Origin of the sequence: Nonomuraea antimicrobica (assembly GCF_039536965.1) — a bacterium.
In the GTDB taxonomy this organism is placed as follows: Bacteria; Actinomycetota; Actinomycetes; order Streptosporangiales; family Streptosporangiaceae; genus Nonomuraea; species Nonomuraea antimicrobica.
Map to the genome: position 1 here is coordinate 1 of NZ_BAAAZP010000065.1, position 11,064 is coordinate 11,064.

11 protein-coding genes and 1 pseudogene are annotated in these 11,064 nt (G+C 69.4%); 6 read left to right on the top strand and 6 right to left on the bottom strand.

The window, feature by feature from the left end; all coding sequences use genetic code 11:
- Together ABD844_RS16545 and ABD844_RS16550 are read right to left on the bottom strand one after the other, a co-directional pair.
- Nucleotides 1-126: roadblock/LC7 domain-containing protein (locus ABD844_RS16545; protein ID WP_344877820.1), on the bottom strand; the 126-nt coding region annotated here is incomplete at its 3' end.
- Nucleotides 123-2,876: a sensor histidine kinase gene (locus ABD844_RS16550; RefSeq protein WP_344877805.1), complete on the bottom strand. Its 2,754-nt coding sequence runs from the start codon at nt 2,874-2,876 to the stop codon at nt 123-125. The genes ABD844_RS16550 and ABD844_RS16545, both read right to left, overlap by 4 nt.
- 671 nt (nt 2,877-3,547) lie before the next feature.
- On the opposite strand from ABD844_RS16550, the gene ABD844_RS16555 reads away from it, so the two are divergent.
- The 6 genes from ABD844_RS16555 (at nt 3,548) to ABD844_RS16580 (ending at nt 9,187) form a co-directional block, all read left to right on the top strand.
- Complete coding sequence (locus ABD844_RS16555; RefSeq protein ID WP_344877807.1) at nt 3,548-4,489, top strand: ABC transporter substrate-binding protein; 942 nt, start codon at nt 3,548-3,550, stop codon at nt 4,487-4,489.
- A complete protein-coding gene (locus ABD844_RS16560) occupies nt 4,486-5,301 on the top strand; it encodes an ABC transporter permease (protein ID WP_344877809.1) in 816 nt (271 codons plus the stop codon). Before ABD844_RS16555 ends, ABD844_RS16560 begins: the two co-directional genes overlap by 4 nt.
- Nucleotides 5,298-6,101 (top strand): ABC transporter permease, encoded by an 804-nt coding sequence (locus tag ABD844_RS16565; protein WP_344877811.1) that lies wholly within the window; start codon nt 5,298-5,300, stop codon nt 6,099-6,101. The genes ABD844_RS16560 and ABD844_RS16565 overlap by 4 nt, the downstream gene beginning before the upstream one ends.
- Before the next feature lie 19 nt (nt 6,102-6,120).
- Nucleotides 6,121-7,344, top strand: a complete 1,224-nt coding sequence (locus ABD844_RS16570) for a flavin-dependent oxidoreductase (protein ID WP_344877822.1) — start codon at nt 6,121-6,123, stop codon at nt 7,342-7,344.
- 161 nt (nt 7,345-7,505) lie between these two features.
- A complete protein-coding gene (locus tag ABD844_RS16575; protein ID WP_344877813.1) occupies nt 7,506-8,276 on the top strand; it encodes an ABC transporter ATP-binding protein in 771 nt (256 codons plus the stop codon).
- 89 nt (nt 8,277-8,365) lie between these two features.
- Nucleotides 8,366-9,187 carry a DUF4429 domain-containing protein gene (locus ABD844_RS16580; protein WP_344877814.1) on the top strand — a complete coding sequence of 274 codons (822 nt, stop codon included), beginning with the start codon at nt 8,366-8,368 and terminating at the stop codon, nt 9,185-9,187.
- A 115-nt stretch (nt 9,188-9,302) separates the two neighbouring features.
- Here the strand turns inward: ABD844_RS16580 and ABD844_RS16585 are convergent, their stop codons facing one another.
- From ABD844_RS16585 to ABD844_RS16600, 4 genes and pseudogenes are all read right to left on the bottom strand, one after another.
- On the bottom strand, nt 9,303-9,881 hold the full coding sequence (locus tag ABD844_RS16585; protein WP_344877815.1) for a GTP-binding protein: 579 nt from the start codon (nt 9,879-9,881) through the stop codon (nt 9,303-9,305).
- Nucleotides 9,862-10,269: a DUF742 domain-containing protein gene (locus ABD844_RS16590; RefSeq protein WP_245956307.1), complete on the bottom strand. Its 408-nt coding sequence runs from the start codon at nt 10,267-10,269 to the stop codon at nt 9,862-9,864. Before ABD844_RS16590 ends, ABD844_RS16585 begins: the two co-directional genes overlap by 20 nt.
- A 20-nt stretch (nt 10,270-10,289) precedes the next feature.
- A complete protein-coding gene (locus ABD844_RS16595) occupies nt 10,290-10,712 on the bottom strand; it encodes a roadblock/LC7 domain-containing protein (protein ID WP_425568585.1) in 423 nt (140 codons plus the stop codon).
- Nucleotides 10,709-11,064, bottom strand: a pseudogene (locus tag ABD844_RS16600) (nitrate- and nitrite sensing domain-containing protein); the annotation flags it as partial. The pseudogene ABD844_RS16600 and the gene ABD844_RS16595, both read right to left, overlap by 4 nt.

An 11,064-nucleotide genomic window follows, 5' to 3' on the forward strand; every position in this document is an offset into this window, starting at 1 on the left:
CGCCGACGCCGCCAACGGCAAACCGTCAGACGACACGACCACCGCGTGCGCGACCCCCGGGACCGTGCTGACGAAGTCGGTGATCAGCCAGTCCACCCCGCGTGCCGCGTGGCTCAGGTCCTTCATGCGCCCTCCTCCCTTTCGTTGTCCCTCGGGCCAGAGGGGAACGCCTTGCCCTCGCTGATGTCGTCGCGCGCCGCCCTGAAGCCCTGCTGGAAGCTGGAGAGCCGGTTGCGCACCCGGTCGGGCGACACCGACGGCATCGGTGAGACGCCCTTCGGTGAGGCGGCGGTGTCGGCGGAGCCGGGCACCAGGTTCGCCTTCGGCACCCGCTTGGGCAGCCCCGCCGCCGTCGCACCGTCACGTACCGGCTCCGCCGCCGCCTCCGCCGCGCTCCAGCCCGCGTCGGCCTTGGAAGAGCCCCAGCTCGCGCCGTTGGCGTCGCGTCCGAACCAGGCCGACTCGACGGCGGCGAAGATCGGCAGGTAGTCGTCGCCGGCGGACGCGGGCGGCACCGCCGGCATGGGGCCCGTGGCGCCGGAGTCGGACTCGGGGAACTCGAACCCCGGCCGCTGCGGCGGATTGGTGTCCTGGCTCCAGCCCCCGGGCGGCGGCTGGGTCACGGGTCGTCTGGGCAGGCCGCGGTCGCCGTTCCAGGACGAGCCGCGGGTCGGCGTCCAGACGTCGCCGCTCTCGAAGGCCCCGCCACGCGGCTCGGCCGGCCACGCGGGCGGCGGGTCGGACTGCCAGGAGGGCGGGGGCCAGTTGCCGCCCGCGTCGGGGTTCGAGGGGAACGACGGGTGGCCGGGGCCCATCTGGAACGTGGGCTGCGGCCAGTCGGTGAGCGGCGCGGGGTGCGGCCCCGAGTACGGGTCGTCCCCGTGCCCACCGGCCGCCGCGCCCGCCAGCGCGGGCGGCTGGTTGCCGCCGGCGAAGGAGGGCGGCTGGTTGCCGGAGAAGGACGGCATCCCGGAGAAGTCGGGAGCCTGGGCGCCGAGCATGTTCTCGGGGATCAGCACCATGGCGGTCAGGCCGCCGGAGCTGTGCGGGCGCAACTGCACCCGGATGCCGTGCCGGTGCGCCAGCCTGGCGACCACGAACAGACCCATGCGCCGCGACACCGACACGTCCACGCTCGGCGCGTCGGTCAGCCGCTCGTTGGCCTGGACCAGCTCCTCGGCGGTCATGCCGATGCCGGAGTCGGTGATCGACAACATCACGCCGCCGCCGTCGATCCTGCTGCCCGAGACCGTCACCCTGGTCTCGCGCGGCGAGAACGACAACGCGTTCTCGACCAGCTCGGCGAGCAGGTGGATGACGTCGTTGACGGCCTGACCTGCCACCGACACCCCGTCGGGCACCTGGAGCACTACGCGTTCGTAGTTCTCGACCTCCGACAGGGACGCCCTGGCCACGTCGACCAGCTTGACCGGCTGGCTCCAACGCCGCGGCGGATCCTGACCCGCCAACACCAACAGGTTCTCACTGTTACGACGCATACGCGTGGCCAGATGATCCAGCTTGAACAGGTTCCCCAACCGCTGCTCATCCTGCTCACCCTGCTCCAGACCATCGATCAACGTGATCTGCCGCTCCACCAACGTCTGACTACGCCGCGACAAATTCACGAACATCGCGTTCACATTGCTCCGCAACCGCGACTCCTCACCCGCCAACCGCACCGCCTCACGATGCACCTCATCGAAGGCCCGCGCCACCTCACCGATCTCGTCGTGCGTGTCCACGCCGATCGGGACGACGGGGCCGACCGTGCCGTCACCGCTGTCACGCAGTTGCTGCACGGTCTCCGGCAGGCGCTGCCCGGCGATGTCCAGCGCCTCGCGGCGCAGCCGACGCAGCGGCCTGATGAGCGAACGGGCGATGAGCGAGATGATCGCGATGACCACGACGAGCAGGAGCAGGATGAGCCCGCCGGAGATCATCGCCGAGCGGTTGGCCCCCTCCTCCAGGCCGCGGGCGCGCAGGATGACCGAGGACGACAACTCCTTCTCCACGCTGCGCAGCGCGTCGATCTTGCCGGTGCTGACGTCGAACCAGGTGGCCACGTCCCGATCGGGGCGGGTCCCGATGCTCAGTTCCTTGCCCTCGGCCGACTGCGCCATGGCCCGCAGCCGGAACAGGTCGGTCTGGTCCACGTCGCGGCCCACGACGGTGTTGCGGTAGAGCTCGAGCTGGTCGAGGTTGGCCAGGGTGGCGAACAGCGTCTCCTCGCTCTCCTCACGCGACTTGGCGTCGGTGAGCGCGTCGAGTTCGCCGCTGTCGAAACCCTTCTTGTCCAGCGCGCTGGCCAGGATGCCACGCTGCTTGGACGCCTGCTCCTTGGCCCGGGCGATGGCGGCCATCGAGCCGGCACTGTCGGCCACCTCGTCGTCCACCGCGACCTGGCCCACCTGGTCGTGGAACTGCAGCAACGCCGCGATGATCTCGGAGTACTTCCGGATCATCGGCAGCGGCTGGATCTTGCCGTTGACGGCCGTCTCGCGCAGCGTCGGGATCTCCTCCAGCCGCCGCAGCACCGGGCGCACGCCCTCGGCGTGGGTCTCCGACAGGGCCTGCGCCTGCTGTTTGGCCTCGTCGATGAGGCCGTTCACGTTGCTGTAGGTGGTGCGTAACTGGGCCTCGCGGGCCTCCGGCCGGCCCTGGGCGATGTAGAGGGCGGTCTCGTCGCGTTCGAAGGACAGCTCGTGCGTCACGGCTCCGAGCTGCTGGCTGAGCTCAGCGACCTCTCTGAGCGTCTGGTACGTGCGGGCGTCGCTGAGTGAGGTCACGACGCTCAGCCCGCCCAGGCCCACGGCGACGGCCGTGGGAACGACGATCAGCGCGATGAGGCGTGACCGCACGTGCCAGTTGCCCAATCCGAACCTCTTCGAGGACGGTTTGGACGACCGTCTCTTCTGGTGGCCGTGCGGCTCGCGGTCAGCGGAAGCATCAGCGCTCTGCGTTCTCACTTGCCTTCGCAACCTCTCGACCTTGAGGGGGAATTCTCGGGGACGATGCAGGTATTGCAGGTAGGAGCCAATATGTGCGTCCAGATAAGCGCCATTTGAGCACACAGGTGAGCAAGGGCCAACCACTACTAGTGCCCCGATGGGGTGTTTATGCCTAGATGTCCAGAAAATACGACAGAATCGATAGACGGCCTTCTATCAGGGGAAACAGGAATGCGGGACCGTTCCACGAGCCCCGGGCCTGACTCGTAGAAAAGATCAGAAGTGTGGCATCATCCGTAACAGCCGCCCCGCTTGCCACCTCCTTCACCAAAACGGACATACATTCGCGTCTTTCGAGGTCGTCAAATTTTCACCCTATAGCGCTAAACGGACATTGCAACCACAAGTGTCATGTTCGCGTTAATGACCGGCAATTTGGTGCTACGGTCTATCCCTGTTGTTGCGTCAGGCATACAGTCCCCGGGAGCAGAAGCCGCCCGGTTCCCCCCTGGCTCCACCCGAAGGGAGTCCCTGACATGAGGCTTGGCCGTTCCGCCAGAGCCGCCATCATCGGGTTCGCTTTGACACTCGGCGCTGTGGCATGCAGTACGGGCGCGAGCCCGTCGGCCAGCGCACCGCCGTCCGCCCTCGCCGCGGGCGGCCTGGAGAAGACCCAACTGAAGATCGCCACGCTTCCGGCCATCGACAGTGCCGCCATCTATGTCGCCATCGACCAAGGGCTCTTCGAGAAAGAGGGCCTGGAGGTGACCCCGCAAGTCGTCCAGGCCGCGCCAGAGGCCATCCCCATGCTGGTGAAGGGCGAGATCGACGCGATGTTCGGCAACTACGTGTCGATGTTCGCCGCGCACGACAAGCAGGCGCTGAAGTTGCGCATCCTGGCCGAGGGCTCTCGCGCGGCCCCCGACTCGCTGAGCGTCATGGCCCTGCCCGACTCGCCCATCAAGACCCCGAAAGACCTGGAAGGCAAGACGATCAACGTGAACGTCCTGCACAACTTCCAGGAGCTGGCCCTCGCCCAGGTGCTCAAGGCCAACAACGTCGACCCGGCCACCATCAAGTACGTCCAGGTGACCTTCCAGAACATCATGCCCTCCTGGAAGGGCGGCCAGATCGACGCCGCCTACCTCGGCGAGCCCATGGTCACGGCCGCCACCTCCACCATGGGGGCCCGCAAGATCCTCGACCCGGCGTCAGGTCCCGCCGCCGAGTTCCCCATCTCCGGCTACGTCAGCACCCAGGAGTGGTACGACAAGAACCCGAAGACCGCGGCGGCCTTCCAGCGCGCCATCCACAACGCGGCCAAGCTCATGGAGAACAACCGCGAGGTGGTGGCCAAGGTGCTGCCGAACTTCACACAGATCGACGCGGCCACCGCCGCCACCGTGACCTTCCCCTACTTCTCCAGCAATGACAACCCGGTCCGCCTCCAGCGAGTGGCCGACTGGATGCTGGAGGCCAAGTGGCTGACGAAGGCCATCGACGTCAAGTCGCTGATGTCGGCCACCACCTCCGGGTGAGCGCTCAGTCCCTGTCCCGTGCCCGTCCGGCGTCACCGGCCACCCGCTGGTCGCGCCGGGCGGCCGGGGCGTTCGCCTTCGCCGCGCTGATCGAGCTGGTCAGCAGGACCGGACTGGCCGATCCCGAGTTCCTGCCGCCCGCCACGGAGATCGTCGGGCGGGCGCTCGCGCTGCTGGCCGACCCGGCCTTCCGCACGCACGCCCTGACGAGCCTGCTCGCCTGGGCCATCGGGCTGTGCGTCGCGGCGGTGCTCGCGGTGCCGCTCGGCCTGCTGCTCGGCAGCGTGCCGCTCATCGACGCGGCCACGCGCTCGGTGGTGGAGTTCCTCCGGCCGATCCCCTCCGTGGCGCTGATCCCGCTGGTGGCCCTGGTGATCGGCACAGGGCTGCAACATCGCGTCACGCTGGTGGTCTACGCCTCGCTGTGGCCCATCCTCTACAACACGATGTACGGCCTGCGCGGCGTCGACCCTCTGGCCAAGGAGTCGCTGCGGTCCTACGGCTTCGGGCCGCTGTCAGTGCTGCTGCGCGTCTCGCTGCCGTCGTCGGCCCCGTTCATCGCCACAGGCGTGCGCCTGGCGGCCGGGGTGGCGCTCATCCTGACCGTCAGCACCGAGATCGTGGCGGGGCGCGGGGAGGGCATCGGGGTGTTCATCTTCTTCGCCGGCATCGCCGTGCCCGCCCGCATGGCCGACATCCTGGCCGGGGTGTTCTGGGTGGGCCTGTTCGGGGTCGTGGTGAACGCGCTGCTGGTGGCCGCGGAACGACAGGCCTTCCGGTGGCACCACGCCCAGCGGGGAGAGCCGTCATGAGGGGCCGGGGCATGCGGACGGCCGCGTTCCGTGCGCTGGTGCTGCTCGGGCTCGTCCTGGTCTGGGAGGTGGGCACGCGGCTGGCGGGCAACCCGTTCTTCCCGCCGCCGAGCACGATCGTGGCCAGGATGCACGCCATGTGGTTCTCCGGCCCGCCGGCCACGCTGTTCCTGACCGACGCCGCCGTCGGGAACATCCTGCCGAGCCTGGGCCGGATGGCGCTCGGGTTCGCCGGGGGCGCGCTGGGCGGGGTCGTACTCGGGCTGGCGGTGGGGCTGTCGGCGCGGGTCTACGACTACCTCGACGGCGTGCTGCAGTTCCTGCGCGCCATCCCGCCGCCGGCGCTGGTGACCGTCTTCCTCGTGGTGTTCGGGTTCGGGCTGCGGATGCAGGTCGCGTTCATCATGTTCAGCATCGTGTGGCCGGTGCTGCTCAACACCGCCGACGGGGCCCGCTCGGTCGAGCCGCTGCACCTGGAGACGGGGCAGGTGTTCCGGCTGTCGCGGGCCGAGCGGCTCTTCCGGGTGATCCTGCCCTCGGCGCTGCCCAAGATGTTCGCGGGGTTGCGGCTGGCCCTGTCGCTCTCGCTGATCGTCATGGTCTTCTCCGAGCTGCTGCCGGGCACCACGAACGGCATCGGCTTCCAGCTCACCGACGCGTACTCGACCTTCGACCTGCCCGCCATGTGGGCCGGGATCGTGCTGCTCGGCGTGCTGGGCTACCTGCTCAACGAGGTGTTCCTGATCGTCGAGCGGCGCGTGCTCTCCTGGCACCACGCCGCCCGCGAGCTGGTGGGTTAGGGTGCCTCCCGTGCGGACGATGATCGTGGGCGGCGGCATCGGCGGGCTCAGCGCGGCCCTGAGCCTGCACGCGGCCGGGCTGGACTGCGTGGTCGTGGAGGCCGCCGGCACGCTGCGGCCGCTCGGGGTGGGCATCAACCTGCAGCCCCACGCCGTACGCGAGCTGACGGAGCTGGGGCTCGGCGGCCCGCTGGCGAAGCTGGGCGTGGAGACCAGCTTCATGACGTTCGCCGACCGGCACGGCAACGTCATCCTGGCCCTGCCCCGGGGCCGGGCGGCCGGCTATCGGTGGCCCCAGTACAGCGTCCACCGGGGAGAGCTCCAGATGGCGTTGCTCGCGGCGGTCGAGGAGCGGGCCGGGCCGGTGCGCACAGGGGTCAGGTTCGAGGACTTCGCGCACGACGGCGACGGCGTGCTCGTCACCCTCCGGCAGGGCGGGCGGGTGCTGCGTGAGCGGGTGGACGTGCTGGTCGGCGCCGACGGCGTGCAGTCGGCGGTGCGGGCCAGGCTGTGGCCGTCCGGCGATCCGCTGCTGTGGGCCGGGATCAGGATGTGGCGCGGAGTGGTGGAGGCCGAGCCGATCCTGGACGGGGCGACGGTGCTGGTCGGCGGCTCCAACCTGGCCGGAAAATTCGTGACTTATCACATCTCGGCCGGTAATCCACGGCTGATCAACTGGGTGGCCGAGGCAAAAGTGGCCGAACCCGGGACGGTGGCGGAAGCCGACTGGTCCCGCGAGGGGAAGTTGCCGGAGGTGGCCGCGCATTTCGCGTCCTGGAAGTACGCGCCCGCCGACATCCCGGCCTTGCTCCACGCCACGCCACGCATACTCGAATATCCGATGGTCGACCGCGATCCGCTGCCCCAGTGGGGCGAGGGCCGGGTGACCCTGCTCGGCGACGCCGCCCACCCGATGTACCCCATCGGCTCCAACGGCGGCTCCCAGGCCGTGCTCGACGCCCGGGTGCTGGCCCGCTGCCTGGCGACGTACGACGACCCGGCCCTGGCGCTGGCGGCGTACGAGGAGGAGCGGCGCCCGCCCACGTCGGCGCTGGTCCTCGCGCACCGGGCGCTGCCCATCGAAGAGACGATCAAACTGGTGACCGAGCGCGCGCCCGACGGCTTCACCGAGATCGGCGAGGTGCTGACCGAGGCGGAGCTGTCGGCCATGGCGGCCGCCCAGCGGCGCATCTCCGATGCGGATGTGCGGGCGCTGAACGAAAGGGAGTCGTGGAGCGTATGAGGCTGTGGCTCCCATGGCAGGCGTCAATGTGCAAGAGTAAGATCGCGCCCTGAGTAGGTTTCCATGACTGACATGCCCGGCACTTACCGCTCCGCTAGAGTCAATTGCGGCTTCGAGAGAGTCGCCCCGCTGTCCGCGGTCTCGCCCCCCGAGGAATTCCCTTGCTCGAGATAGAAAACCTTTCCCATGTGTACGGCGGCGGTACTCCCAACGCGCACCACGCCATCGAAGGACTCAACCTGAGCGTCGCCGCGGGCGAGCTGCTCTGCATCGTCGGTCCGTCGGGGTGCGGGAAGTCGACGCTGCTGCGTTCCATCGCCGGCCTGATCACGCCGACCGGCGGGCAGGTCAAGGTCGAGGGCGACCTGGTGCGCCAGACGCCCGACAACCTCGCCGTGGTCTTCCAGGACTACAGCCGCTCGCTGTTCCCGTGGATGTCGGTCGCCGACAACGTCGCGCTGCCGCTGCGCCGCCGGAACCTGGACAAGCACCAGCGCCGCGAGGCCGCCCAGGAGGCCCTCGAGTCGGTGGGGCTGGAGAACGCGGGCCGCAAATACCCGTTCCAGCTCTCGGGCGGCATGCAGCAGCGGGTGGCGATCGCGCGGGCGCTGGCGTACCGGCCGACGCTGATGCTCATGGACGAGCCGTTCGGCTCGGTCGACGCGCAGACCAGGGAAGACCTGGAGGACCTCGTCCTCAAGGTGCGCGGCCACCACCAGATGACGATCGTGCTCATCACGCACGACATCGACGAGAGCGTCTACGTGGGCGACCGCGTGGTGGTCCTGTCGAAGGCACCCGCGCACGTGGTGGGCGACCTGAAGGTCGACCTCCCGACGCCGCGCGACCAGATCACCACCCGTGAACACTCCGACTTCGTGCACCTGCGCGCCGAGGTGGGACGGCTCGTCCGCGGCCACGCCACCGTGTGACCGAGCCCGGAGCAACTGGGCGGGCGGTTCACGGTGAATGATCGTGACCGGGCGTGCCGGGAGCGCTGAATCGGCCTAATCTGGAAAGCGTGGAGGATGTTCTGGCGGGCCGGGGTTGCACCTGGATGTTCGGGACGCAGTCGCTGACCATCGCCCCCGACCCGGGCAAGGCCCCCAAACTCATGGCCGAGCTTGGCCCCCGCGTCATTCCGTACGCGGCGATCGCCGAGGTCACGCTCGCGCCCGGCAGGCGCGGCACCGTGGTGCTGCGGCTGGAGCCCCGGCGCGGCGCCGACCCCGTGATGGCGGTCGCGGCCGGGCAGCTCAAGGAGGCGGCCGACCCCTATCGGCTGGTGCTGCCCGCCGAGAAGGAGACGCTCGCCGACTACTACGCCGAGGAGCTGCGCTCGGCCCGCACCGAACGCGGACCCGCCCCGCGGTTCCTGGTCGACGCTCCCCCGCCGCCGCGCACCTTCAAGGGCTGGGACGGCGCGGCCACCTTCGACGGCGAGTCGATCACGTTCACGTGGTTCTGGTCGGGAGCGTCGTCGGCCAAGTACGCGGCGGGCGACCAGCGTTACTCCGTGGCCGATCTGTCGGGCGTCGAGTGGCACGCCCCCGAGGGGGCCAGCGGGTGCCTTCGGCTGAAGCCGCGCGGGCGGCGCATGCCCACCGATCCGAACAAGGATCCCGCTTCGGTGATGTTCGGGCTCGGCTGGGGCGCCACGCACAAGTCGCTGCCCTTCGCCGCCGCCGTGCTGGCCGCCGTCACGCCCGACGAGCCGTCTCGGGCGCTCCCGCCGGCGCGCACGGCCGAGCTGATCGTCAAGCTGGGCGAGCTGCGCGATGCCGGGCTGCTGTCGGAGGAGGAGTTTCAGGCCAAGAAGACCGAGCTGCTGTCCCGCTTCTGAACGGGCGCGGGCGCGCCCCACGCCCTGTGCTCCCCCGATCCATGCGACAGCCCACCGCCTCGACCTGCGAGGGGTGGGCTGCCGGAGCGCGGGTCCGCCGCTACGGCGGGCCGGGCTACACCGGGGTGTGCATGTGGCGCGTCAAGGCGTGCTCCACCAGCGTGATCAGGGTGGACTTGACCGATTCGCGCTGCCGGGCGTCGAGGGGGACGATCGGGATGTGGCCGCCGATCGACAGCGCCTCCCTCAGCTCGTCCTCCGCATGGGCGAACTGCCCGTCCCAGCCGTTGATGCCGATCACGAAGGGCAGCTTGGCCTCTTCGAAGTAGTCGATGGCGGGGAAACTGTCGGCCAGACGGCGGGTGTCGACCAGCACGACCGCACCGATGGCACCGCGTACGAGGTCGTCCCACATGAACCAGAACCGATGCTGCCCGGGAGTACCGAACAAATACAAGATCAGATCACGATCGAGCGAAACCCGGCCGAAGTCCATCGCCACGGTCGTGGTCGTCTTGTTCGGTGTGAGGGAGACGTCGTCGACGTGCGCCGAGGCGTCCGTCATGACCGCCTCCGTGGTGAGCGGGAGGATCTCCGACACCGCTCCCACAAACGTCGTCTTCCCCACGCCGAAGCCCCCGGCCACGACGATCTTCGTCGAGGTTAGGCCGGGGCTAGAGCCTGCGAAGTCCACTGAGCACCCTTTCGAGCAAGTTGAGGTCCGGCTTTCCCGCGTCCAGCGCAGGCTGGTGCACGCGGATCAGGCCTTCCGACGCCATGTCGGCGATCAGCACCCGGACCACGCCAAGCGGCTGGCGTAAAAGGGCGGAGATCTCGGCAACCGACCGGACGTTCCGAGTGAGCTGAATGATCGCCTGATACTCCGGACTCAGTAGGGAAATATCTTGGTATTCCGACGTCACGGAGGACACGAGCGCCTCCATGGCGAACTTCATCCGCGGCGCGGTGCGCCCCCCGGTCACGGCATAGGGCCGCACCAGGGAGCTCGGCTTCTGCGGACGGGGAGCCGCCGGATGCGGCGGAGTGCTATCACCAGCCCAACCCTGCTGACCTGACACCATACTCTCCTGTCACCGCCCAACTAGCGGGGGCGGGCCGATTGCAGCTCAGCGCGTACGGCGGGCGTCAGCACCTGCCCAGCCCGCTCGACCAGCAAAGTCATCTGGTAGGCGACCAGACCCATGTCGCAGTCGGGGGCGGCCAGCACCGCCAAGCAGGAGCCATCACTGATCGACATGATCATCAAGAGCCCACGCTGCATTTCGATAACGGTCTGCGTCACCATACCGCCCTCGAAAACCCGCGCGGCCCCCTGGGTCAAGCTGATCACGCCGGAGGCGACCGCGGCGAGCTGGTCGGCCCGGTCCTTGGGGAAACCCTCGGAGAAGGCCAGTGGCAACCCGTCAGACGACACCACGACCGTGTGGGCGACGCCTGGCACGTTGTTCACGAAGTCCGTGATCAACCAGCTTATGCCGCGCGCTCCCTGGCTCATTTCTCTCATTTGTCCTCCTCATTCTCTTCTCCGCGGGTGAACGCCCGGCCCTGCCGGACACCCTGCTGGAAGCTGGAGAGCCGGCTGCGCAACCGCTCGGGTGAGATCTGCGGCGCCGGTGCCGGGGCCTGGGGCTCGGCGAGGCTGGCCGTACCGGGCACCAGGTTGGCCTTGGGGACACGACGGGGCAGACCCGACTGGGTCGTGCCGCCCTGCTGCGGTTGGGCGGCGGCCTGCGCGGCCTGGAAGCCGGCGTCGGCGGGCGACGACCAGGACGCGGTGACGCCCGACTGACCGGGCGTGCGCTGCGGCAGCGCGGACGTGCCCGGCGCGGTGGCGGCCGCCGGGGGCACCGAGGGCG